The organism is Mesorhizobium sp. WSM4306 (genome assembly GCF_007003975.1).
Taxonomy (GTDB): domain Bacteria; phylum Pseudomonadota; class Alphaproteobacteria; order Rhizobiales; family Rhizobiaceae; genus Mesorhizobium.
Genome location: NZ_VFTC01000004.1, coordinates 145643 through 167690, shown reverse-complemented (window position 1 = coordinate 167690; position 22048 = coordinate 145643). Strand labels below are relative to the sequence as shown.

Sequence of the window (22048 nt, the reverse complement as noted above, 5' to 3'; positions counted from 1 at the left end):
GCGGTTTCTTGACAATCCATACAGAACCCCTGAAGTCCGTTTCGGACATCGAGCGGACGACTTCCATGAGTTTGATCCCCGGTCGCATCGCCACATTGTTTGGCGGCAGGCGCTGGCGCAGCCTGGCGCCGCTGGCGGTGCTGATTGTACTGTGCGTGCTGATCGCCATCGCCAATCCCAATTTCATCGAGGTCCGCAACCTGGTGCGGCTCGCCAACTCGGCCGCCGTGCCGCTGACGCTGGCGATGGGGCTGACCTTCATCATCCTGATGGGCAGCATCGATCTGTCGGTCGAAGGCACGCTGTCTGTATCGGCCATGGTGGTCGTGCTGCTCGCCGCCAATGACGGCAATGGCAATGATTATGGCTGGTGGGCGGTGCTCGCCGCAATCGTTGCCGGCACCGCCATGGGCTTCGTCAGCGGTCTCGTCCAGACCATGCTGCGCATCCCGTCCTTCATGGCGACGCTCGGCATGTGGTTCATCGGCCTTGGCCTGTCGGTCTATATGCTGGGCGGCTCGGCAATCAAGCTGAACGATGCCTCGATCCGCGACCTGGCCCTGCACCGTTTTCTCGGCCTGCCGGTGGCGGTCTGGGTTGCGTTCGGCGCCTTCCTGCTCGCCGCCGTCATCCAGTATCACACCAAGCTCGGCCGCCACATCCTGGCGATCGGTGGCGACGAGGACGTCGCCAAGCTCTCGGGCGTCAATGTCGTGCGCGTGCGCATCACCGCCTTCGCGCTGGCCGGTTTCTTCTTCGCCATTGCCGGCGTGTTGGCCGCCGCGCAGCTCGGCCAGTCGCATGCCGTCATCGGCGACGGCAGGCTGTTTGCCGCGGTCACCGCGGTGGTCGTCGGTGGTACGGCGCTGACCGGCGGCGAGGGCGGCGTCGTCAACACGCTGATCGGCGTGCTGATCGTCACAGTGCTGGCCAACGGCATGATCCTGCTCGGCATCTCGCCCTACATCCAGCAGACGGTGCAGGGCCTGATGATCATTGCCGCGGTGGCCCTGTCGCTCGACCGCGTCCGCCTCAGAATCGTCAAGTGAGCGCCATGCTGCAGGCGTCCAACATCATCAAGAACTTCCCTGGCGTCCATGCGTTGCGCGACGTCTCCATCGAGGTGCGGCCGAACGAAGTGGTCGGGCTGATCGGCGAGAACGGCGCCGGCAAGTCGACGCTGATGCGGGTGTTGGCGGGCGGCTACCGGCCGGATGGCGGCAGCCTGACGCTCGACGGCGAACAGCTGCGCATGCGCAATCCGCGCGACGCTGCCCGGCATGGCATCGGCATGGTGTTCCAGGAACAATCGCTGGTGCTCAATTTGACCGTCGCCGAAAACATCTATCTCGGTGAGGAAGACCGCTTCACCCGCTTCGGCCTCGTCAACTGGCGCGCCATGAACGCGGCGGCGCGCCGGCAGCTGGCCAAGATCGGCATCGACATCGACGTCACCGCGCGCACCTCCGAACTCACCTTCGCCGCGCGCCAGATGGTCGAGCTCGCCAAGGCGCTGACCCTGGAGGAAGTGGTCGAGCGGCAGTTGCTCATCCTGCTGGACGAGCCGACCTCGGTGCTCAACGCCGCCGATATCGAGGTGCTGTTCGCCCGCGTCCGGTCGCTGAAATCGCGCGCCAGCTTCGTCTTCGTCTCGCACCGCCTCGACGAGGTGCTCAATATTTCGGACCGCGTCTACACGATGAAGGACGGCGCGGTTGTCGCCGAGCACCGCGCAGCCGAAGTGACCGCGCCGGAGCTGCACGAGATCATGGTCGGGCGCGGCCTGCAGGCCGAGTATTATCGCGAGGCCCGCCAGCAGCCTCCGCGCGACACCGTCATGGTCGAAGCCAGGGGCCTTGGTGCCAACGGCTTCTATCACGGCGTCGATCTGTCGATCCGGGCCGGCGAGATCGTCGGCATTGCCGGCGTCGTCGGCTCCGGCCGCGAGGAGGTGACGCGCACCATTGGCGGCTTCGTGCAGCATGATGCTGGCGAAATGAAAATCGCCGGCGACTCGGTGCGCTTCAGCTCCCCCGAACCCGCGGTGCGCAAAGGCATCGGCTATGTGCCGCGCGAGCGCCGGCTCGAAGGGCTGGTGATGTTCCTGTCGATCGCGGAAAACATTTCGCTGGCCGATCTCTCCAGCGTCATGCGCCACGGCGCCATCGATTATGGCAAGGAGCGGCGGCTTGCCGCCGACTGGATCAAGCGGCTGCGCATCAAGGCGCCGGGTCCCGATGCCGCCTGCCGCAAGCTCAGCGGCGGCAACCAGCAGAAGGTGGTGCTGGCGCGCTGGATGACGGCGGGCTCGCGCATCCTGGTGCTCGACCATCCGACAAGGGGACTCGATGTCGGCGCCAAGGAAGAGGTCTACGAGCTGGTCCGCGATCTCTCCGCGCAAGGCGTGGCGATCCTTTTGATCTCCGACACGCTGGAGGAAACGATCGGTCTGTCGCACCAGGTGCTGGTGATGCGCGACGGTGAGATCACCGCGCGCTTCGACGCCAGCCCCGGCAACAAGCCGAAGCAAGTGGATCTACTGCGAGCGATGGTGTGACCGATGAATGAAGGGTTTTCCATCAGGCGGGTGTTCGAAGGCAGGTGGACGCAAGGCGCCATTCCACTGGTGCTACTTGTCGCACTGCTGTTGATCATCGAGATCGCCGCGCCCGGCTTTCTCACCGGCGAAACGGTGGCACTGTTGTTTGCCAACACCGCCGTGCTGTTCATCCTGGCGACCGGCGTCACCTTCGCCATCCTGCTCGGCGGCATCGACCTGTCGATCCAGGCGGTGGCTTCGCTGGCCAGTGTTATTCTGGCGCAATTGCTGCCGTCGCTCGGCCTCGCCGCTTTTCCGGTGGCGATCCTGTCGGGCCTCGCCTTCGGCATCCTGAGCGGCGTCGTTCACGTCAAGCTGCGCGTGCCGTCCTTCGTCGCGACGCTCGCCACCGGCGGCGTGGTTACCGGTCTCGCGCTGTGGGTCTCCAACGGCCGCGCCATCACCATCGAGGAGGGTGGCCGTGAAAACACCGCCTGGATCAACGCGACGGTCGCCGGCATTCCGGTGGTGGTGCTGATTTCGGCGGTCATCGGCATCGCCGCCTTCCTGGCGCTGCGCTACACGCGCTTTGGCCGCCAGGCGATCGCCGTCGGCGCCGGCGAACCGGCGGCCTGGGCGGCGGGCATCAATGTCGACCGCACCAAGATCATCGCTTTTGCGGCCTCAGGTATGCTCGCGGCAATTGCCGGCGTCGTGCTGGCAGCCAGGCTGTCGAGCGGCTCGCCGGTGCTGGCCAACCAGTTGCTGCTGCCCGCCATTGCCGCCGTCATCGTCGGCGGCACGGCGATTACCGGCGGGCTGGGCGGCGTTGCCCGCACGGCAGTCGGCGCGCTGATCATCTCGATCGTGCGCATCGGCATGACCTTTGTCGGCGTCAACATTTTCCTGGAAAACATGGTGTTCGGCGCGGTGCTGATTGCCGCCGTCGCCATCACCATCGACCGCAGCAAGATCGCGGTCATCAAGTGATCCCGCCTCCCAAGCAAGCGCGGGCAGGTAGGGACCGCATCGGCGCGAGGCCGATGCGGTCCGGCCTGCAATCACTGCATGGTGTCGAGGCCGATCAGCTCGATCTTGTAGCCGTCCGGATCTTCGACGAAGGCGATGTGAGTGGTGCCATGCTGCATCGGGCCGGGCTTGCGCGGGATCTTGGCGCCGCGCTTTTCCAGTTCCGCGCAGACGGCGTAGATGTCGTTGACGCCGAGCGCCAGGTGGCCGAAGCCGGTGCCGATCTCATAGGGCTCCTCGCGGCCCCAGTTCAGCGTCAGCTCGACGACGGCTTCCTTGTCCTCGGGGCCGTAGCCGACAAAGGCGTTGGTGAATTTGCCGCCGGGATAGTCGTCGCGGCGCAGCAAGGTCATGCCGAGAACCTCGGTGTAGAAGGCGATCGACTTGTCGAGGTCGAGCACCCTGATCATGGTGTGCATATAGCGAAAGCCCGGGGCGTCGCTCATTGGGGAAGTCCTCCGAATTCTGTGATTTGCAGGTCTGACCATCCACATCAAACGGATGGCGGCAAGATGGCCTCGCTTGATGTTCTCAATCAGGGTTGTATGATAACACGACAACAGCTGTGTTTGTCCAGTCGTTTTCCCCTGGGGTGCAGAGTCCATTCATGAATGCCGTGCCGCCCACCTCCGCATCGCAGATCGCAGCCCTGGCCGGCCTGCTGCCGGATGGCGGACTGCTGACCGAGGAAGCGGATCTGGCGCGCTACAGCCGCGACTGGTCGGGCGATCATTACGGCCGTCCGCTGGCGGTGGCTCGGCCCTCTTCAGTGGAGGAGATGTCGGCGCTGATGCGGTTCTGTCATGCCGATCGTATTCCGGTCGTGCCGCAAGGCGGGCTCACCGGCCTTGTCGGCGCGGCGGTGGCGGCCGACGGCAACGAGGTCGTTGTCTCGCTGGAGCGCATGAACAGGATCCGCTCGATCAGCCCGATCGACTTCGCCATGGTGGTCGAGGCCGGCTGCATCCTCGAGGACGCCAAGCGCGCCGCGGAGGAGAGCGACTGCATCCTACCGATCACGTTCGGCGCGCAGGGCAGCTGCCGCATCGGCGGCAATGTCGCCACCAATGCCGGCGGCTTCAACGTGTTGCGCTACGGCATGACGCGCGACCTGGTGCTTGGCCTCGAAGTCGTGCTGGCCGACGGCCGGATTTGGAACGGGCTGAAGGTGCTGCGCAAGGACAATCGCGGCTATGATTTGAAGCAGGTCTTCATCGGCTCGGAAGGCACGCTCGGCATCGTCACCGCCGCGGCACTGAAGCTCTTTCCCAAGCCGACACAGATCGAAACGGCGCTTGTCGGCCTACGCTCCGTCGAGGATGCAATGGCGCTCTATGCCAGGGCCCGGCGCGGCTGCAGCGACCTGCTCACCGCCTTCGAGTTGATCCTGCGCGGCGGCATCGAGATCACCATGCGCGAGGGTAAGGATTTCCCCGAGCCGCTCGGCAAGCCTTACCCCGCCTATGTGCTGATCGAGGTTTCGTCCGGCGGGCTGATCAACCTCAAGGATATGCTTTTGAGTTTTCTCGCCGGCGTCGAGGATCTCGTCGAGGACGGCATCGTGGCATCGACCCGGGCGCAGGCCGAGCGCCTGTGGCTCTACCGCGAGATCATGGTCGAACGGCAGGGCCGCGGCGGCCGCTATCTGCGCACCGACGTCTCGGTGCCGATCTCGAAGCTTGCCGATTTCGTCGCCGACGCGCTCACCGAACTGGGGCGGGCGAGACCCGACGCGCTGCCCGTCACCTACGGCCATGTCGGCGACGGCAACATCCATCTCAACGTCGTGCCGCCGGAGGGCATGGAGGCCGAGGCGATCGAGCATCTGTTCGAGCAGGCGGAAGCGGGGATTTTCGCCGTCGTCGACCGCTATGGCGGCTCGATCAGTGCCGAGCATGGCATCGGCCGGGTCAAGCAGCGGGCCTTCCTCGACCGAATCGATCCGGTGACGCTCGATCTCGCGGCAGGCATCAAGGATGCTTTCGATCCGCGCCATATCCTCAGCAACGGACGCATTCTGGCGTCCGCATCCGTGCTCGACTATAGGTGAGCGATGACGCTGAAGCTCGACAAGGTCAATCGCGGTCCGCACCTCTCCACCTTGGTTGCGAGTTCCATCTCGCGCGAGATCGCGCAAGGGCGCCTGAAACCCGGCGATCAGCTGCCAACCGAGCAGGCGCTGGCGACCACCTTCGGGGTCAGCCGCAACGTAGTGCGCGAGGCGATCGCAAGGCTGCGCTCCGAAGGCCGTATCTGGTCGCAGCAGGGCAGGGGCGCCTTCGTCGCCGACGCCACCAACGCCACCGTGCTGACGATCGACTATGAGACCTTGCAGCGGGCGGGTTCCTTCCGCAACCTGTTCGAACTGCGCGGCATGCTGGAAGTGCAGATCGCCGCGCTCGCCGCGACCCGCCGCTCCGATGCCGATATCGCGGCGATGGAACAGGCGCTCGATGGGATGCGCACGGCTCCCTATGGCAGCGTCGCCTGGCTGAAGAATGACCTCGGTTTCCACCGAGCCGTCGCCGAGGCGACCCAGAACCCCTATATGGGCCAGTTTCTCGTCTTCGTCTCGGAACGGGTGCGCGAGAGCATCCTGGCCGCCGGCAACCAGCAGAAGTCCGACGACATGGCGCGCACGACACTGGGCGAGCACGAGCGCATCCTGGCCGCGATCAAGGCCGGAGACGCGAAAGGAGCGAGCGCCGCGATGACGCGGCATCTCGCCGGTGCGGCTTCGCGTGTCGGACTACCGGGAGGTGAGGTTTCGGCGAAGCCAGCATCGCCGGCACGGCACTCAAGGCTGCGGAAGGCTGTGCGGCGGCGGGCGGCGGGGTAGGCAGCGGCTTAGCCCGCGCGGTCAGCGCCAGCCGAGACGGAGGGGGAGCGCGCTGTGCCAACTCACTCAGCCGCCGGCACCACCAGCGACACCCCGTTTAACCCCGCCACAATATCCGACAGCGCCGGCACAAATTTTTCACCGTGCCCCGTAGCGACCGCTGTGGCAAACCCGTTGCGCACGACGGCGCCGACCGGGTTGGCGATGCCGGCGGCCTGGGCGAAGGAGGCGAGGTAGGTCATGTCCTTCAGCGCGTTGACGATGGCGAAGCGCTGGGCGTTTTCGTTCCGGTGGAGCACGAAGTCGAAGAAGGCCTGGTAGAAGCCGCAATCCATGCGACTGCCCGAGATCACGCTGTTGAAGACCTGCGGCGTCAGCCCGGCCTTGGCGCCTAGCGTCAGCGCCTCCGAATAAATGGCGGAATAGCCCATCGATATGAAATTGTTGAGCAGCTTCATGGTGTGGCCGCTGCCGGTCGGACCGGTGTGGACGACGCGCGCCGCGAAGGCTTCGAGCACCGGACGCGCGCGGGCGACCGCTTCCGCCACGCCGCCGACCATGACGTCGAGCTTGCCTTCGGCGGCCTCCTTGGGCGTGCGCGCCAGCGGCGCGTCGATCAGCGTCACGCCTTGCGCGGCAAGCTCTGCGGCAATCGCGATCGTCGAGGACGGGTTGGAGGTCGAGCAGTCGACGATCAACAGCGGTTTGCCGGCAGCCGCAAGCCCCTCCGGTCCCTTCACGACCGCTTCCACCTGCGGCGAGCCGGTGACGCAAAGGAGAACGATGTCGCAGCCTTCGGCGAGCGCGCGCGGCGTCGCCGCCTGGCCGGCGCCGGCGCTGACCAGCTTCAGCGCCGCCTCCTGGTTGCGGCGCGCCCAGACCGTCAGGGGCCAGCCCTTGGCCAGAAGGTTGGCCGCCATGCCCGAACCCATCGCGCCCAAGCCGATAAAGCCGATTTGCTGCTTCATGTTGGTCTTCCAGTGCTGTTGGAGTTTCTGTCTTGACGCATGTCGTTGTCCCAGAACCGCGCACACCTCTGGGCGACATGCGTTTGAAACGAAAGATTGCCGTTGCAACCAAGCGGTGCGATCCTTGCCGTAAGAATCGATTTAAGGGGCCGGTTTTCCAATGACGGATCGCGAGGGAGCAATGTTTGGCGCCATTCGCCAGTCCCCCAATCTCCGGGGCGAGCTGGTGGACAAGTTTGCCGCGCAGATCGAGGCCGGCGATCTTGCGCCGGGACAGCGGTTGCCCACTGAGCAGGAGATCGTCAATGCGACCGGCGTCAGCCGGACGGTGGTTCGCGAGGCGCTGGCCTCGCTGCGCGCGAGGGGGCTTATCACGACAAGGCAAGGCTTGGGCGCCTTCGTGGCCCAGGAACCCCCGCCCAAGACCTTTTCGATCGTGCCGACAGATGTCGAATCGATCGACGAGATCCTGGCGGTGCTCGAGCTCCGCATGGGTGTCGAGGCGGAAGCGGCGGCGCTGGCGGCCACGCGCCGGACCGCCAAGGACCTTGCCTTCATGGCCAAGCAACTCGACGCCATCGACCGGGCGATTGCTGAAACCGGCCTTGCCGCGACTGAAGATGCGGAGTTCCATCGCGCGATTTCGCTCGCCACGCACAACACCTATTTCAGCCGGCTCTTCGACACGTTCGGCGCCGCCATGATCCCGCGCCAATGGACGCAATTTGATCGCATGGAGCCTGCCGAACGCGAGCGGCATTTCGAGCGGACGCGACGCGAACACCGGGCGATCTACGACGCCATAGCGGCGCGTGACGCCAAGGCGGCGCAGCGCGCGATGCGGCTTCACCTGACCCGTTCCTACAAACTCTTCGAGCAGCTTCGCGACGGCGCCGGACATCTGGGAAAGATCCAACGACAGCGGGCGAACGGCACACAGTCCGGCTGAGGCCACAGCCGCCGGGCCCTTACGGCCAGGCCGGCATCGATTGGCGCTTCGCACGAGTGCCGGCAACATCCCGTCGCCCATCCAACCTCCCGACAACGCTCCGACGGCACTATCAATCGTAACGTTTTGCATGCTTACAGGGTTGTCATACAACTGCTCAGTCTGGTATCCCTGTCGGGACGACCCGTCAAGATGACACGGGCTTTGAGGAGTGGTTTTCATGCATCAAAGGCGATTTGGCCGCGCCGGCTGGCAAGTGTCGGAGATTGGCTTTGGCAGTTGGGCTATCGGGGCCGACTGGGGAGACGTTGAGGAGAAGGATGCGATCGCGGCGATCAATGCCGCGCTCGATTCAGGCGTGAGCATGATCGATACGGCCGACGTCTATGGCGACGGCCGGGCGGAAAAACTGGTCGCAAAGGCGCTCAAGGGGCGGGGCGGCGACCGGCCGATCATCGCCACCAAGGCCGGCAAGCGGCTGAACCCGCATGTCGCCTCCGGCTACAATCGCAAGAACCTGACCAGCTTCGTCGAGCGCAGCCTGCGCTATCTTGAAGTCGACGTCCTCGAACTGGTGCAACTGCACTGTCCCATGACGGAGGTCTTCTACCAGCCCGAAACATTCGAGGCGCTGGACAGGCTGGTCGAGGAAGGCAAGATCCGCCACTACGGCGTCAGCGTCGAGAAGGTCGAGGAAGGCATCAAGGCGCTGCAGTATCCCGGCGTCATCAGCGTCCAGATCATCTACAACATGTTCCGACAGCGCCCGGCGGAGCTGTTCTTCGACATGGCGCGCCAGCAGGATGTCGCGATCATCGTCAGGGTGCCGCTGGCCAGCGGACTCTTGTCCGGCAAGTTCCGGAGCGATTCCAGTTTCAGCGCCAAGGACCACCGCAACTACAACAGGCAAGGCGAGGCCTTCGACGTCGGCGAGACATTCTCCGGCGTGAATTATGAGGAAGGCCTGCAGGCGGTCGAGGAACTGCGGCCTCTGCTGCCGCCGGGGGCGACGATGGCGCAATGGGCGTTGCGCTGGATCCTGATGAACCCGGCGGTGACGGTGACCATCCCGGGCGCCAAGTCCGTTCGGCAGGCGCAGGAAAACGCCGCTGCGTCCGACCTGCCGCCGCTGTCGCCGCAAGTCATGGAGCGCATCGCCGACATCTACCAGCGGCGCATCAAGGCCGCGGTGCATCAGCGCTGGTGAGCGCCATGGGCACCGGCAAGCCCCTGGTGATCGACGGGCATCAGCATTTCTGGGATCCGGCTGATGGCTCCTGCGGCTGGATGACGGAGGATTACGCTTCCATCCGTCGGGTGTTCTCCCCCGAGGACCTGAGGCCAGCGGTCGCCGCTGCCGGCGTGGACAAAACCATCCTGGTTCAGACGTGGCATTCGCTCGACGAGACGCGGGCGTTCCTGGAGACGGCAGGCCGGACCGATTTCGTCGCCGGCGTCGTCGGATAGGTCGACCTCACCGATGCCAAGGTGGCGGCCACACTGTCGGAACTGAAGGCGCGGTCGGATGGCCATTACCTGGTCGGCATCCGTCACCTCGTCCACAATGAGGCTGATCCGAACTGGCTGCTGCGCACGGATGTCCAGCGCGGGCTGGCGGCTGTCGCCGATGCGGGGCTGGTCTATGACCTGCTGTTGAAGGAGCCGCAGATTCCGGCTGCCCTGGAGACGCTGGAGCGGCATCCAAATTTGCGTTTCGTGGTCGACCACATCGCAAAACCGTGCATTGCGCAGCACGCGATGGAGCCGTGGGCCGGATTGACGCAGGGCTTCAGGGCGCATCGCGACCATGTCTGGTGCAAGCTCTCCGGAATGGTCACGGAGGCCCACTGGCGGCGCTGGAAGCAACAGGATGTGCAGCCCTATGTGGACGAGATCCTTTCCATTTTCGGCCCGTCGCGATGCCTGTTCGGCTCGGATTGGCCTGTCTGCCTGGCCGCCGCCGACTATCAGTCGGTCAAACGCACCCTTGGCGAGTGTCTTGCCGGGCTGACCGAAGAATGTTCGCAGATTTTTGGCGCTTCCGCCGTCGAGGCCTACCGCTTGTCGCTGTGACAGTGGCAAGGCTCTGAGCCTCTCCCGCCTTGGCGGTTGCCGGGCCACATTCATCATCACCATGATCGCGGCGCATGTCTCTGCGTTGCGCATCCTTGTCCGGCACCTCGCACCGACTGCGATGAACTTTGCTCAACCAAGGTGAGATCAGAAACGGACGAACGAAACGGGGCGACACGACGCCACCGGCCGCTCGCTCCTAGGCCGGAGTCATGTTGACAGCTGTGTTACATGGTAATAGGGTTGTATGACAAGTTGGCCATGTAACGGGAGGAACATGCATGAGACAGCTAGGACTTGGATTGACCATGGCGGCCGCGGGGCTCGTCATGGCTTTGCAGACGGCCCGCGCCGACGAGGAGCTGCCTATCGGCGTCATCGCCGCGCAATCGGGCTCATTCGTTTCGGCCGGCAACACCATTGTGGGCGCCGCCAATTTGGCGGCGCAGCAGATCAACGACGCCGGCGGCATCAAGGTCGGCGACAAGACCTACAAGATAAAGCTCTATATCCGCGACAACCGGACGGATGTGAATGTCAGCATCGCGGCCGCGCGCGAGCTGGTCAACGACATCGGCGTCAAGGCGATCTGGGGCACGGAGACGCATGACTTCTCGGTGTCCATGGCCAAGATCACCGGCCCGGCCAAGGTGCTGCAGTTTTCCGGAAACAGCTCGCTCGGCGCAGTGCTGGACGACAAGGCGATCGCCGACGATGGCTGGCTGCACTACACGTTCCAGAGCGAGCCGCAGGAATGGCAGCGCAGCGGCAGCACCGCCAAGGGCGTGTTGTCATTGCTGACGCCGCAGCTGAAGTCGCCGCCGAAGCATTCGGTGGTATTCGTCGGCAACGACGCGACCGGGCAGTATCTGTCCTCGCACTACGTCAAGGCGCTCGAAGCGGAAGGCCAGAAAGTCGACCTGGTGCAGTATCCGCCGGATACGACCGACTTCTCGCCGCTGCTCACCCGCATCAAGGGCATGAAGCCCGATATCGTGCATTTCTGGTACAATGGCGATTCAACGCTCACCGCCTTTCCGCAAGCCCTCAAGCTCGGCGTGGCGCCGTCCTATTTCCTGTTCGGTGTCGATCCGGGCATCTATCAGGAGCGTAGCCTGAAGGCGGACGTGCCGGTGACGTTGAGCTGCGTGCCGGTCTGCTGGGGTTCCTCGCCATTTCCCGAGGTGAAGCAGTATTTCGACAAGTATTTCGGTCTCGGCGCCGCCAAAGGTCCGCAGTCCTCGGTCTCGCTGCTCTACTATGATTACTTCTTCTGGTACGCCAAGGCGCTGGAGAAGGTCGGCACGATCGACGATCCGGACGCGGTGGTCGCAGAGCTTCTGAAGTCGGACTACAAGGGCGTCGTGTCGCCGGTGCCGCTGGTGTTCAACAAGCATCACCAGGTCACCTTCGCGACCGAGGTCTGCATGGTTGAGCCCAACACGTCCGACCAGTTCAAATGCGCGGTCGAGCAGCCGCCGGGCGCTCCGCCGCCCGGCGACAACGGGGGCTGAGGCCGCCCACGTACTATCCGACATTGGGATGGGCGGCGAAGGTTCCGCCCATCCTTCCCCTGCAGGTTTCGCCACCCGGATTTGACGATGGATATTTTTGTGCAGCAACTGGTGAACAGCCTCTCGGTTGCCAGCGTCACCATTCTCATCGGCATCGGTATCACGCTGATCTTCGGCCTGGCCGGCATCGTCAATTTCGCGCATGGCGAGTTCCTGATGGTCGGCGGCATGGCGACCTGGTTCATGGTCGGCGCCGGCATGAACTTCTTCGTGGCGCTGGTGTTCGCCGGCCTGCTAGTCGGCGCGCTCGGCTTCGCCGCCGAACGATGCCTGTTCCGGTTCACGCTCAACCGCCCGATGAACGGCTTCATCATGTCGATCGGCCTCAGCGTGATCCTGCAGCATGCCGTCATCCGCGTTTTCAACGAGTTCCAGAAAAGCATCACCGATCCGGTCGGTCTGGTCTGGACGATCGGCGGCGTCGACATCATCGCCATGCGCGCCATCGTCGTCGCGATAACGGCCGTCATCGTGGCGATCACCTATTTCGGCATCTCCCGCAGCCGCTATGGCATGGCCTTGCGGGCGAGCGTCTCGGACCGCGACACGGCCGAGCTGATGGGCATTCCGGTGCGCCGCTACGTCACCGGCGTCTTCATCTATGGCAGCCTGCTTGCCGGCATCGGCGGCGCCCTGATGATTTCGCTATTTCCGATCACGCCCTTCACCGGCAGCGTCATCATCATCCGCGGCTTCGCGGTCTCGCTGATCGGCGGCCTCGGCAATGTCGGCGGCGCGGTCGTCGGCGGCCTGGTGCTCGGCCTTGTAGACGGCCTCAGCGCCGGCTACGGCTATCCGGAATGGACCGATGCCTATTCGCTGGTCGTGATGATCCTGATCCTGGTGTTGCGGCCCCAGGGCCTGCTCGGCGGCACGCTCGGCCCGAAGGCATCGTGAGATGTCGATGCCAATGACCGACAACAGCGCCGGCAAGACAGGCGCCGCACCAGAAGGCGCCAGAGCACGGGATCGCCTGGCGCTTCTGACGGCCGACAACGCGTCGGTTCCCCTGCCGGCCGGCGTCCAGGCCATTACGGCAATCCTGCTGGCGGTGCTGCTCATCGCCTTGCCATGGCTCGGCCTCGGCTATCGCTTCCTGTCGATCGCCATCACCACGCTCTATACGGCGATCGCGCTCTACGGTCTCGGCCTGCAGTTCGGCCAAGCCGGCATCATGTCGGTCGGCCATTCGGCGTTGATGGGGGTCGGCGCCTACGCCTCGGCCATCCTTTCCGTGCAGCTCGGCTTGGGCTTCTGGACGTCGTTGCCCTTCGCCATGGCCCTGTCGGCGATCGTCGGCGGCGTCATCGGCCCGCCGACGCTGAGGGTGGGCGGACAGCACTACATCATCATCACCTTCTGCTTCTGCGCCCTCTTCGTCATCGTGCTGACCAATGGCGGCACCTTCACCGGATCCGCGACAGGCCTCGACGTCGGGTCGGTGACACCCTTGCCTGGCATCAATTTCGACAAGCTCTCCAACAATTACTATTTGGTTCTGGCGGCGCTCTTCCTGGCGCTCGCCGCGACCTATCTCATCGGCAATTCGCGCTACGGCCGGAAGTTGCGGGCCATCCGCGAGAACGAGCAGCTGGCGCGTTCGGTCGGCATCAATGTCGACCTGCACAAGCTTGGCGTGCTCATGGTGTCAGGCCTGTTCGCCGGCCTGGCCGGCGTGCTGCAGCTCTATTACCTGCGCCACATTTCGCCGACCCTGTTCGGCGCTTTCCCGAGCCTTTACCTGGCGCTGATGATCATGCTGGGCGGTGCCCGCTATCTCTACGGGCCGCTGATCGGTGCGGTCGTCGTTAATTTCCTGCCCGAGGTGCTGAACCTCGATCCGGTCGATTCCCGCATCGCCTATGGCGTCTGCCTGCTTCTGGTGATCCTTCTGCTACCGGGCGGAGTCGGCGCAGGCATCAAGAACATCTACTGCGCGATCGCCGGTGAGTCAGAGACGCAAAAGCAAAGCGGAGGCTCGAATGGCCGCGCTTGAGGTGAGGGGGCTGCGCAAGCAGTTCGGCGGCGTCGTCGCGCTCAACGGCATCGATCTCGACATCGACACCGACCAAGTCGTCGGCATCGTCGGTCCCAACGGCTCCGGCAAGACGACCTTGTTCAACGTCGTTACCGGCGTCCATCTGGCCACCGGCGGCACGGTATCGTGGCAAGGACAGGACATAACCAATATCGGCGCGCACCGCATCGCCCGAAAGCGGTTGGTGCGGACGTTTCAGCAGGCGATGTCCTTCCCGGGCCTGACCGTCGACGAGAACGTTCGCATCGCCTGGGAGCAGGGCAGAAGGGGAGACAGCCGATGGGCGTCGCCCGGGATGATCCTGGACTTTGTCGGCCTGGCGCCGCTCGGCAGGGCGATCGCGGGATCGCTGCCCTTCGGCAGCCTGAGACGCCTTGGTCTGGCCGTCGCGCTCGGGGTCTCGCCCGAACTCCTGCTGCTCGACGAACCCGGCGCCGGGCTGAACGACAGCGAAGCCCAGGCTTTTGCGGCGGTCATCGCGCAACTGCCGCCGCAAGGCATCGGCGTTTGTCTCATCGACCATGACATGGACATGATGGCCGACCTCTGCGGCCGCCTCGTTGTCCTCGACTTCGGCACCAAGATCGCGGAAGGCCCCCCGGCCGAGGTTCTTGCCGACCCCAAGGTGCGCGAAGTCTATCTCGGTCCCGACAAGACGGCGGCCGCGTCATGAGCCTGCTTGCCGTCGAGCACGTGGATACCGGCTATGGGCCTGTCGCCGTCAATCGCGACGTCTCGCTTACGGTCGGGCAAAACGGGATCGTCACCATCCTCGGCCCCAACGGCGCCGGCAAGACGACGCTGTTGCGTTCCATCGCCGGCCTGGTGAAGCCGCGGCGCGGCACGGTGACCTTCGAGGGCCGCGACGTCACCGCGCTCCACGCCGACGAAAAAGCAACGCTCGGCGTCGTGATGGTGCCCGAGGGCCGCCATGTCTTCGCCGACATGAGCGTGCGCGAGAACCTTTTGCTTGGCGCCTACTGCCGCAAGGACCGGGATGCAGTTGAGGCCGACATAGCCTTGATGGAGAACTATTTTACCATCCTTGCCAAGAAGCGCGGCGCCAAGGCGGGCACGCTCAGCGGCGGCCAGCAGCAGATGCTGGCCATCGCGCGGGGCCTCATGGCAAGACCGCGCATCCTTTTGCTTGACGAACCCTCGCTCGGACTGTCGCCATTGCTGGTTTCGGAGCTGCAAGGCATCATCATGAACGTCCGCGAGAAGTTTCATGCGGCGGTGCTGCTGGTCGAGCAGAACGCCGGACTTGCGCTCTCGGTGGCCGAACATGGCTATCTGATGAATTCCGGTCGCATCGTGGCCTCAGGCAGTATCGACCAGTTGAAGCAATCGTCGGTCATGCAGGAGCTCTACCTTGGCAAGAGGGCGCAGCAAAACCACGGTCCCTCGCAGGCATCGCCCATGATAGGCAAATCTAGCGATCCGCATTGGCCTTCCGGCTAAGTGAGATTGCAGCCGTTGAGATCGGCTTTGCTCGCTTGCTGAGCGGCAGCTATCGAAACTGTCGCTGAAGCCGGACCGTTGGGCAATCGGCCCATCCTGCGCTTCCGAAGCGGACTCCCCCATTGGCAGGGTAACAGGCGGATGCCCCACGCCGATGGCGGCTATCGGCTGAATGCACGCTAACAGCTGACAGGCAGGTAACGGCCCCATTTCAGTCGTCCCGATCACAGGCAGGGCGTAAGCCGCGAGCTTATGTGCCGATGAGCACACGCGGCACCGACTTTCTATGTCGATGGATCTCCACCAACGTGCCGGAGACGGCCGGCGCCGATATCATCTCGGCTGCCGAGCTGACGCAGAAGCTATTCGCCGGCGCCAAGGCGATCGGCATAAGCAGTGTCGAGATCGAGGAAGACACCGGCAGTGTATATGAAACCATCCTGGACGCGATCGTCCGCTCCGATGCTGAAGGCGAGGCGGAATGATAGGCGCTCCGTGGACGCTCCGGTCGCTGATCGACACCAAGATGGCAGTCACCGTGTTCTGCAACGTCGCGGCATGCGGTCATTCTAATACTCTAAATCTGGAAAAGCTCCGCGACCGCTTCGGCCCCGACGCTCCGGCGATGGAATGGGATTTACGGCCGAAGCTTAAATGCGAAGCAGACGTTGGGCTGATCTACGCGCCGGATTCGAGCAAGGTGTCAGGTAGTGGGCCAGAACCTCTATTCGAAAACGAAGGGCGGATGACAGGGCGGCAGACCTTCTCACGCAGCGTGACGCTTCTAAAAATCCCGCTTCGGCGAAACTGGACTAGACAAGTTGTCCAGTCCTCGAAGGGCGCTGGGTGTGGCAGACTTTGCCACATTGCCGCTGGCCTTATGGCGCGCGCCGGCGCCGCAGAAATTGCATGTCTTTTTTTATTGAAAGACCGATTTCGGCGGAGTTATACGAATCCACGTTGTGCCATTGCTTTCGTAGGGAGGCATGCGATGGATAACGTGGTTCCATTCAGGAATGTGTCGGCTCGTGTCGAAGTGGCTGAAGTCTCTGGCGAATGGGTCGTCCGGGTGACCGAAAACGACCAAGAACTTACCCGATCATTTGAAGTAGAAGAATATGCGCTGTCCTACGCGGAAGGCCAGCGGATGCGTCTAGGGCTGAATAAGTTCGTGCGGCTCTAGGCGCGCATTTTACCCCCGGAGCAAAAAGCCCCGCCGGTTGGGGCCGGCGAGGCTTTTCGTTCAGGCCAGTGAAGGTGTGGGACCTCGGCGGCCGGAGGATCCAGGGGGGGTGGATCGGCGCGACCCTAGCCGAAGAATAGGCTGCACTGATAATCACGCCTGCGCACTACCAATCACAGCTGCGCGACCGGCGGTTGATAGCCGCTATGTGAATTGCAACGTCAGCACGGCACATTACCTAAGCGGCATGGAAACTGTTAAAAGGCCCCAGCGCTTGGGTCTGCTTCTTATGAGCCTGCGCCAATATCGTGGATGGATGGTGAATTGCTACCAGATTGCAGAGGAAGAGCCGTCGATTATAAGCGGGACAGGCCGGCATTTCTCTAACCTGGGGTTAGAGTGCTACAATCGAGGAATGAGCAAAAAGCCCGCATTCATCGTGTATCCCCCGCCCGCGAAGGGTTTTCCGTTCCTTGCCGTCATGCTCAAGCCAGACGGCACAGCTACTGCCCGCCCTTTCAATACCGAAGAAGAAGCCTCACTCTTCAACAAAGAGGCAGCGACGGCGCTGGGGTACGGCATCAAGCATTAAGCGGGATGCCGGTTGCGAAGAAGGACCAGGAGCGCACGACCTACGCCTGGATGTATGGCGTGCAGGCGCAAAAGGACGGCAAGAGGTGCCAGCCTACTGGCAGGAATACGCTGAGGCCTGGCTGCAGGGTTTCGACGGCGTAGCGATCGGCGCGCCGTCTAAAAGCGTCACCGCAATCCTGAGGCTGAACTGGACGAAGGTGCCGTCTCAGTCCCTTCATTGGAACAAATAGGCCCCGCTGAAATTCTCTCAAGATGAGCAGGCGCGCCCGCAAGTTCCTCGAAAGCTGGATGGACGACAACCTTCCAGAAAACCCGTCAGCAGACCCCGGGCTGATCGGCGATCTGGCGGATCGAGCGGCAGAAGATGCCGCCGAAGTAGGTATACCTGATGAGGAGATCCGTGAGGAGGCAAAGAGCCTGTTTGCGATCATGGCAGAGGCGCTCGCGAACAAAGGATTTCCTCCCACCACATGAGCACACGCAGCACCAACTTCGTTCATCAATGGATCGGCGACAATCTCGATGAAATCGGCGACGCCGACGAAACCGCCATTGCCGAACTGGTCATGAAGCTCCTCGCTGATGCGAAAGCGATTGGTATCAGTGAGGTGGAATTGGAAGAGGACAGCGGCAACGCCCACGAGGTACTCCGGGAAGCTATAACGGGCCGGCAGAGTGAGATGCCAGAATAGCGACGATATCCCGATCCCCCGATGCGATGGTCAGCCAAGCCGCCTGGCAAGCAGCGATCCGGCGCGGGCCCGGCATACTGCTGATCCATTACAACAGCCGCCACGTCATGGAGAAGATCATCACGCCCGGCGAAGTGCGTACCCCGCTTCGTGACCCGAGCAGTCATCCGTGCAGTCATAACCATGGAACGTTTCTTGCGCTTTTGCCGGGTCGGCAAGGGAGCCGGCCAGCGTAAGGGCGCCGGCGACGACAAGAATTCGTATCATTAGCAAACACTCCGATCGAAGCCCCGGCGGTCGGGTATTCTTCGACTTTGGCGAAGATGAGGCTGGATATCGAGCCTCAGTCCCAGTCCTTGTCGAGGATGGCGGGGCGAGAATTCCAGCTTTTCACGGCGTTAGCTTCGTCAACGCCCCGCGCCTCACCTGTCACATACGGGCTCACCTCAGAGCTCGTGCAGAACGGGCAATGCTCGGCATTCATTTCGGCGAGCGCTTTCCCGCCTTCTTTCCCGGCTTTGCAACGGGTTTGCGGCCGAGGCCGATCGCCTTCGCCAGCACGGATCGCTGCGCCGCGTAGTTGGGGGCGACCATAGGGTAATCCCGCGGCAGATTCCATTTGGTCCTGTATTCGTCGGGCGTCATTCCCAACAAGCCAAGATAGCGTTTCATCGACTTAAATTTCCGACCGTCCTCGAGGCTAATGATGAAGTCCGGGGTAACTGACCGCTTCGGATTAACTGCGGGTGCCAGGGCGGCTTGTGGCTCCGCCGCCGGCTGACCAACGCTGGACAGGGCGGCGTTCACGCTCGCAATGAGATCCGGCAGACCAGAAACGGGGACAGGATTGGCACTCACGTAGGCTGAAACAATATCTGCGGTGAGCTCGATCAAGGCGCTATTCTCTTCCGACATAAAAACTCCGTTGCGCGGCTAACATCCACCTGTCTTCTTAGCTTGGTTTTCCGGAATTGCCAGCAATCTTCGCTATTTCTGCCTCCGACTTTGCAGCCTCATTCAACTGCTTTCGGATGGCGTTAATGATATGGCCAAGCCACCTTGAACGGCAGTTCGGCGAGCGCCGCACCGACGACGTGCATCTGCTCGTCGAGTTCGATCGTGTGCATGTGGGCTCCCTATGTCCGAATCCAGCCGTAGCCGGCCGTCTGGTGAAGGTCTTGGGTGAGGGCCGCAACACGCTCGGCAAGCTGCGGCAAGGTGACGGAGCTGGTCACGTAGGTGGTTCTCGTGAATGTGCCGGTCGGCACGCCCCAGCCGGTCTTTGCGGCTACCGGTGTCGTTCCGAAAACGCCGATGCCGGTTGTGTTCAACTCGAGCTTGGTGGCCGCGCCGCCATCGTTCAGCTTTACGCCGCCGGTGCCCTTACCCTGGACGATTGGTTTCCGTGCCGCCCCAGCTTGTTGGCGACGCCACATGCCCAATCTCGGCCTGTTTGTAGAAGTTGGCACCGCCCGTGTAGAACGAATGAGCGCCCGCGCCTTTGTGCCGAAGCTGGTGCCGACGTCGGTATCGGAGCCTTTGGCCCAAAAGAGCGGCGCCTGGCCAGAAACAGACGCCCATCACAACGGTGATAAGGCAGTCCTCAAAGCCAGACGGGACACTTCTTCAACAGCCTGCTAGACGAGCGCCATCGGCATGTAGCGGATGATAATCTTGTCCTGCCGAAATCTTCGTTCGAGTTCCGCGCGGCGGTCGCGCCAGTCCGCCAGATCGATTTCCTCCGTCATCACCTCGAAGATGACGATGTCGTCTCTGTCGGATTGCGTGCCTTGCTCCCACAGGCCCTCTGCAGGCGCCTGCAGATAAGCCGTAACGCCTTTAAAACGCCCTGCCAGTTCCTCCTTGACCCCATCGAAATCCTCCCGCGGGAAAGGCTGGCCGCCGTTGTCGGCTCGGGGAAGCAGGATTTGAACAAGGTGCATGCGGCCACTCGCTGAATGGCAGTCAACGCTTACGAAGTCGACGGCGTTCCATTGTGCAAGAGGTGGGCTTCGGTCAGACATCCACGGAGAGCAAGGCTTGAGCGCTACGCCTACCGCATTAGGCCCGCCGCGCGCAGGGCATCCTCAATGACCTTCTTTACAGCTCGAGCCTGCGGTCCTTGCAAGTCATTTAGAGCCGGTTCCGCAGTCTTGGCCTTCGCCGGTTCCTCGGACCCTGCCCGAAGATGAGATGTTGGTGGCGTCGTTTCGACCCTTGGCGTAGCTGACCTTGGCGAAGCGGACCTAGCCCTCGCTGACCCTCTCGCGTCGTCGGGATCGCCGAGACCCCAGAACCGCGCTATCTCCCGGGTTGAAGAGATACCTACGTCAAGCATGTAGGGGCCGGCATTGCCGAGGCCGTCGCCAATGGGCGTACCGTGGCCCATCCCTGCAATCATATTTACCTCGATCTTCGCTTCTCCAGTTTCGTCAACCCAGACCTGCCTGCTTCGTCCACGCTCGCTCGTCGAATGGGTCGGCGCCTTGTCGAGTTTGTGCGCGCCGCGCCACTGCGCAGCAATGGACTCCGCGTTAACGGATGCCACAGTGCGATCGGCGGACCCCTGCCAGATCGAAAGCCTTGGCCAGTGCCCATTGTTCTTGGAGGCTTTCCGGAGAAGCCGCCGCAATTCTTGCTCGGACGGGCCGCCGTGGCCGCGCATGAGATCAAACGCTTCGGGAACGGTTGTCGCGCAACCGAAGGGTAGGCCGGCAATGATGCCGCCGCCGGCGAACACTTCAGGATAGTTGGCGAGCATCGCCGCGGCCATGGCCCCGCCGGCCGAAAGACCGGTAACGAATACCTGCTGTCGGTCCAGGCCGTGGAGAACGACCATCGTCTCGACCATCTGCCGGATCGAAAGGACCTCGCCACGATCGCGCGCAGTGTCTGTAGGCAGGAACCAGTTGAAGCAGAGGTTCGGGTTGTTGGCGCGTTGCTGTTCGGGATAGAGGAGCGCGAAGCCGGTCTCGTCGGCGAGTTGGGACCACCCGGAGTGGGAGTCGTAGCCAGCGGCGTTCTGGGTGCAACCGTGCAGTACGACGACGAGCGGCGCGCCATCCGGGAGGTCAGCTGGCCGGTAGTATCTCGCCCGCAACGCGCCGGGATTGGAGCCGAAACTATCGAGGGTGGAGAGGCGATCGGCGAATGTGAAAGAGATGAGATGCATATTTTGTTGCGCGCGTTGTGCCCTGAGGCGGGCGATCGTATCGGAAATTTTTCGCATGTGGCCCGTCCTTGTTTTCGACCCCGGTGTTGAAGGCGTGAGGTGCAACGCGCTCGCAGCAATATCGTTGCTGCAGTGCACAATAACAAGGAAGACTGGTCCAAGCCGCCTGCGCGCCGGTGCCGATCGCTGTCGGGTGGGCTTCAAGGACGTGCGTTCAGGCGAACAAGGACGGCAAGGAGCGCGTCGTGATGGCTGCAGGGATTCGATGGCGAGCCCATTGGTGGCGCGCTTAGCCGTGGCGGCAATTGCTGCCACTGCCGGAAGGGGTAGGAGCGATCTTCCCAATCGGTGTCAATTTCCACTGGTATTGAACCACACCTCGCGCGCTTGCGCGCACGCGAGGGTTTCTTGAGTTAGCGCTAACGCCGAGTCCCCAAGCGGTTGCTGCCCAACGTCGCCGTCGAAACTTGAAACCCCCCTGTTCCCCTTGCAACCTCGCTTGTGCCCTGCGCTTCGGAACCGTCGCCGCGTCGCCGCGTTGATCGGCCAAGACAGGGAGACGATTGATGTGGCAAATGCTCAAGTGGACCTTGGCGATCTATCTAGCCAGGCGTGTTTATGCTGAGAACTTCGGCGGTAGGGAAATTGAGGCTACGCCAGTAGTTGCGCCTAAGTTGCTGGCGCCGCCGAAGCGGTCGAGTTCCGCGCGCCGATCTTCCTGATTGTCGTTTGCCGTCAGCCTCTTGAACTCGGCCCATGACATCCGGCGGCCGCGGTACGGGCGGACGACGCCTCTAGAGATCGAGGTACCCCTACCCATGGTTGCATAGAGCGCCGCGCTGCTATTAAAGCTTGCTGACGTATCATTCCGGTGGTAAGCGTCCGGTGGGGCTTTTCAAGTAGGTGAAATGTTAAATCGGATTGTGGCCCCGACCAC

The 22048-nt window shown here is 63.1% G+C and carries 24 protein-coding genes and 1 pseudogene; 19 read left to right on the top strand and 6 right to left on the bottom strand.

Annotated features, from left to right (window positions below; genetic code table 11):
• The first annotated feature begins 65 nt into the window (after nt 1–65).
• The 3 genes from FJV77_RS08145 to FJV77_RS08135 are packed head-to-tail and all read left to right on the top strand — an operon-like array spanning nt 66 to nt 3529.
• A complete protein-coding gene (locus FJV77_RS08145) occupies nt 66–1049 on the top strand; it encodes an ABC transporter permease (RefSeq protein WP_142866293.1) in 984 nt (327 codons plus the stop codon).
• 5 nt (nt 1050–1054) lie between these two features.
• Nucleotides 1055–2557, top strand: coding sequence for a sugar ABC transporter ATP-binding protein (locus FJV77_RS08140; RefSeq protein WP_142866369.1), 1503 nt, complete (start codon nt 1055–1057; stop codon nt 2555–2557).
• Nucleotides 2558–2560: 3 nt separating this feature from the next.
• Nucleotides 2561–3529 (top strand): ABC transporter permease, encoded by a 969-nt coding sequence (locus tag FJV77_RS08135; RefSeq protein WP_142866292.1) that lies wholly within the window; start codon nt 2561–2563, stop codon nt 3527–3529.
• Nucleotides 3530–3600: 71 nt separating this feature from the next.
• Here the strand turns inward: FJV77_RS08135 and gloA are convergent, their stop codons facing one another.
• Nucleotides 3601–4014 carry a lactoylglutathione lyase gene (gloA, locus tag FJV77_RS08130; protein ID WP_041004220.1) on the bottom strand — a complete coding sequence of 138 codons (414 nt, stop codon included), beginning with the start codon at nt 4012–4014 and terminating at the stop codon, nt 3601–3603.
• A gap of 161 nt (nt 4015–4175) precedes the next feature.
• Here gloA and FJV77_RS08125 point away from each other — a divergent pair, with 161 nt between their 5' ends.
• Both FJV77_RS08125 and FJV77_RS08120 read left to right on the top strand, forming a co-directional pair.
• The gene (locus tag FJV77_RS08125; protein ID WP_142866291.1) at nt 4176–5618 is read left to right on the top strand and encodes an FAD-binding oxidoreductase; all 1443 of its coding nucleotides are present in this window, start codon (nt 4176–4178) and stop codon (nt 5616–5618) included.
• Between the two features lie 3 nt (nt 5619–5621).
• Nucleotides 5622–6407, top strand: a complete 786-nt coding sequence (locus tag FJV77_RS08120; RefSeq protein WP_142866290.1) for a FadR/GntR family transcriptional regulator — start codon at nt 5622–5624, stop codon at nt 6405–6407.
• Between the two features lie 62 nt (nt 6408–6469).
• Here FJV77_RS08120 and FJV77_RS08115 read toward each other — a convergent pair whose 3' ends face one another.
• Nucleotides 6470–7429, bottom strand: coding sequence for an NAD(P)-dependent oxidoreductase (locus tag FJV77_RS08115; RefSeq protein ID WP_281408570.1), 960 nt, complete (start codon nt 7427–7429; stop codon nt 6470–6472).
• Nucleotides 7430–7535: 106 nt separating this feature from the next.
• Between FJV77_RS08115 and FJV77_RS08110 the strand changes: the two genes are divergently transcribed.
• The 14 genes and pseudogenes from FJV77_RS08110 to FJV77_RS08040 all read left to right on the top strand — a co-directional run bounded on the left by FJV77_RS08110 (nt 7536) and on the right by FJV77_RS08040 (nt 17939).
• On the top strand, nt 7536–8324 hold the full coding sequence (locus tag FJV77_RS08110; RefSeq protein WP_142866288.1) for an FCD domain-containing protein: 789 nt from the start codon (nt 7536–7538) through the stop codon (nt 8322–8324).
• 220 nt (nt 8325–8544) lie between these two features.
• Nucleotides 8545–9531, top strand: coding sequence for an aldo/keto reductase (locus FJV77_RS08105; protein ID WP_142866287.1), 987 nt, complete (start codon nt 8545–8547; stop codon nt 9529–9531).
• A gap of 5 nt (nt 9532–9536) precedes the next feature.
• A complete protein-coding gene (locus tag FJV77_RS32855) occupies nt 9537–9791 on the top strand; it encodes a hypothetical protein (protein WP_246691180.1) in 255 nt (84 codons plus the stop codon).
• Between the two features lie 18 nt (nt 9792–9809).
• Nucleotides 9810–10397 (top strand): annotated as a pseudogene (locus FJV77_RS08100) (amidohydrolase family protein); the annotation flags it as partial.
• Between the two features lie 281 nt (nt 10398–10678).
• A complete protein-coding gene (locus FJV77_RS08095) occupies nt 10679–11911 on the top strand; it encodes an ABC transporter substrate-binding protein (protein ID WP_142866286.1) in 1233 nt (410 codons plus the stop codon).
• Nucleotides 11912–11998: 87 nt separating this feature from the next.
• Nucleotides 11999–12868, top strand: a complete 870-nt coding sequence (locus tag FJV77_RS08090; protein WP_142866285.1) for a branched-chain amino acid ABC transporter permease — start codon at nt 11999–12001, stop codon at nt 12866–12868.
• A gap of 13 nt (nt 12869–12881) precedes the next feature.
• Nucleotides 12882–13967: a branched-chain amino acid ABC transporter permease gene (locus FJV77_RS08085; RefSeq protein WP_142866284.1), complete on the top strand. Its 1086-nt coding sequence runs from the start codon at nt 12882–12884 to the stop codon at nt 13965–13967.
• The gene (locus FJV77_RS08080) at nt 13954–14682 is read left to right on the top strand and encodes an ABC transporter ATP-binding protein (protein ID WP_142866283.1); all 729 of its coding nucleotides are present in this window, start codon (nt 13954–13956) and stop codon (nt 14680–14682) included. The genes FJV77_RS08085 and FJV77_RS08080 overlap by 14 nt, the downstream gene beginning before the upstream one ends.
• Nucleotides 14679–15470, top strand: a complete 792-nt coding sequence (locus FJV77_RS08075; RefSeq protein WP_142866282.1) for an ABC transporter ATP-binding protein — start codon at nt 14679–14681, stop codon at nt 15468–15470. Before FJV77_RS08080 ends, FJV77_RS08075 begins: the two co-directional genes overlap by 4 nt.
• 260 nt (nt 15471–15730) lie before the next feature.
• Nucleotides 15731–15955: a DUF768 domain-containing protein gene (locus tag FJV77_RS08070; RefSeq protein ID WP_142866281.1), complete on the top strand. Its 225-nt coding sequence runs from the start codon at nt 15731–15733 to the stop codon at nt 15953–15955.
• Between the two features lie 41 nt (nt 15956–15996).
• Nucleotides 15997–16653, top strand: coding sequence for a hypothetical protein (locus FJV77_RS32850; RefSeq protein ID WP_246691178.1), 657 nt, complete (start codon nt 15997–15999; stop codon nt 16651–16653).
• Between the two features lie 289 nt (nt 16654–16942).
• The gene (locus FJV77_RS08055) at nt 16943–17245 is read left to right on the top strand and encodes a hypothetical protein (RefSeq protein ID WP_142866280.1); all 303 of its coding nucleotides are present in this window, start codon (nt 16943–16945) and stop codon (nt 17243–17245) included.
• Nucleotides 17246–17499: 254 nt separating this feature from the next.
• Nucleotides 17500–17721: a DUF768 domain-containing protein gene (locus tag FJV77_RS08045; protein ID WP_142866279.1), complete on the top strand. Its 222-nt coding sequence runs from the start codon at nt 17500–17502 to the stop codon at nt 17719–17721.
• A complete protein-coding gene (locus tag FJV77_RS08040; RefSeq protein ID WP_142866278.1) occupies nt 17718–17939 on the top strand; it encodes a DUF768 domain-containing protein in 222 nt (73 codons plus the stop codon). Before FJV77_RS08045 ends, FJV77_RS08040 begins: the two co-directional genes overlap by 4 nt.
• Before the next feature lie 480 nt (nt 17940–18419).
• Here FJV77_RS08040 and FJV77_RS08030 read toward each other — a convergent pair whose 3' ends face one another.
• The 4 genes from FJV77_RS08030 to FJV77_RS08015 form a co-directional block, all read right to left on the bottom strand.
• A complete protein-coding gene (locus FJV77_RS08030; RefSeq protein ID WP_142866276.1) occupies nt 18420–18854 on the bottom strand; it encodes a MucR family transcriptional regulator in 435 nt (144 codons plus the stop codon).
• 221 nt (nt 18855–19075) lie between these two features.
• Nucleotides 19076–19375 carry a hypothetical protein gene (locus FJV77_RS08025; protein WP_142866275.1) on the bottom strand — a complete coding sequence of 100 codons (300 nt, stop codon included), beginning with the start codon at nt 19373–19375 and terminating at the stop codon, nt 19076–19078.
• Between the two features lie 201 nt (nt 19376–19576).
• Nucleotides 19577–19882 (bottom strand): hypothetical protein, encoded by a 306-nt coding sequence (locus FJV77_RS08020; protein WP_142866274.1) that lies wholly within the window; start codon nt 19880–19882, stop codon nt 19577–19579.
• Between the two features lie 110 nt (nt 19883–19992).
• Nucleotides 19993–21168: a PHB depolymerase family esterase gene (locus tag FJV77_RS08015; RefSeq protein ID WP_142866273.1), complete on the bottom strand. Its 1176-nt coding sequence runs from the start codon at nt 21166–21168 to the stop codon at nt 19993–19995.
• Nucleotides 21169–22048 lie beyond the last annotated feature (880 nt).

Bases quoted from the DNA above. Each gene is read 5' to 3' on its own strand.
- FJV77_RS08145 (WP_142866293.1), top strand. From the start codon at position 66: ATGAGTTTGATCCCCGGTCGCATCGCCACATTGTTTGGCGGCAGGCGC.
- FJV77_RS08140 (WP_142866369.1), top strand. From the start codon at position 1,055: ATGCTGCAGGCGTCCAACATCATCAAGAACTTCCCTGGCGTCCATGCG.
- FJV77_RS08135 (WP_142866292.1), top strand. From the start codon at position 2,561: ATGAATGAAGGGTTTTCCATCAGGCGGGTGTTCGAAGGCAGGTGGACG.
- gloA (WP_041004220.1), bottom strand. From the start codon at position 4,014: ATGAGCGACGCCCCGGGCTTTCGCTATATGCACACCATGATCAGGGTG.
- FJV77_RS08125 (WP_142866291.1), top strand. From the start codon at position 4,176: ATGAATGCCGTGCCGCCCACCTCCGCATCGCAGATCGCAGCCCTGGCC.
- FJV77_RS08120 (WP_142866290.1), top strand. From the start codon at position 5,622: ATGACGCTGAAGCTCGACAAGGTCAATCGCGGTCCGCACCTCTCCACC.
- FJV77_RS08110 (WP_142866288.1), top strand. From the start codon at position 7,536: ATGACGGATCGCGAGGGAGCAATGTTTGGCGCCATTCGCCAGTCCCCC.
- FJV77_RS08105 (WP_142866287.1), top strand. From the start codon at position 8,545: ATGCATCAAAGGCGATTTGGCCGCGCCGGCTGGCAAGTGTCGGAGATT.
- FJV77_RS32855 (WP_246691180.1), top strand. From the start codon at position 9,537: ATGGGCACCGGCAAGCCCCTGGTGATCGACGGGCATCAGCATTTCTGG.
- FJV77_RS08095 (WP_142866286.1), top strand. From the start codon at position 10,679: ATGAGACAGCTAGGACTTGGATTGACCATGGCGGCCGCGGGGCTCGTC.
- FJV77_RS08090 (WP_142866285.1), top strand. From the start codon at position 11,999: ATGGATATTTTTGTGCAGCAACTGGTGAACAGCCTCTCGGTTGCCAGC.
- FJV77_RS08085 (WP_142866284.1), top strand. From the start codon at position 12,882: ATGACCGACAACAGCGCCGGCAAGACAGGCGCCGCACCAGAAGGCGCC.
- FJV77_RS08080 (WP_142866283.1), top strand. From the start codon at position 13,954: ATGGCCGCGCTTGAGGTGAGGGGGCTGCGCAAGCAGTTCGGCGGCGTC.
- FJV77_RS08075 (WP_142866282.1), top strand. From the start codon at position 14,679: ATGAGCCTGCTTGCCGTCGAGCACGTGGATACCGGCTATGGGCCTGTC.
- FJV77_RS08070 (WP_142866281.1), top strand. From the start codon at position 15,731: ATGAGCACACGCGGCACCGACTTTCTATGTCGATGGATCTCCACCAAC.
- FJV77_RS32850 (WP_246691178.1), top strand. From the start codon at position 15,997: ATGGCAGTCACCGTGTTCTGCAACGTCGCGGCATGCGGTCATTCTAAT.
- FJV77_RS08055 (WP_142866280.1), top strand. From the start codon at position 16,943: ATGAGCCTGCGCCAATATCGTGGATGGATGGTGAATTGCTACCAGATT.
- FJV77_RS08045 (WP_142866279.1), top strand. From the start codon at position 17,500: ATGAGCAGGCGCGCCCGCAAGTTCCTCGAAAGCTGGATGGACGACAAC.
- FJV77_RS08040 (WP_142866278.1), top strand. From the start codon at position 17,718: ATGAGCACACGCAGCACCAACTTCGTTCATCAATGGATCGGCGACAAT.
- FJV77_RS08030 (WP_142866276.1), bottom strand. From the start codon at position 18,854: ATGTCGGAAGAGAATAGCGCCTTGATCGAGCTCACCGCAGATATTGTT.
- FJV77_RS08025 (WP_142866275.1), bottom strand. From the start codon at position 19,375: ATGTGGCGTCGCCAACAAGCTGGGGCGGCACGGAAACCAATCGTCCAG.
- FJV77_RS08020 (WP_142866274.1), bottom strand. From the start codon at position 19,882: ATGCACCTTGTTCAAATCCTGCTTCCCCGAGCCGACAACGGCGGCCAG.
- FJV77_RS08015 (WP_142866273.1), bottom strand. From the start codon at position 21,168: ATGCGAAAAATTTCCGATACGATCGCCCGCCTCAGGGCACAACGCGCG.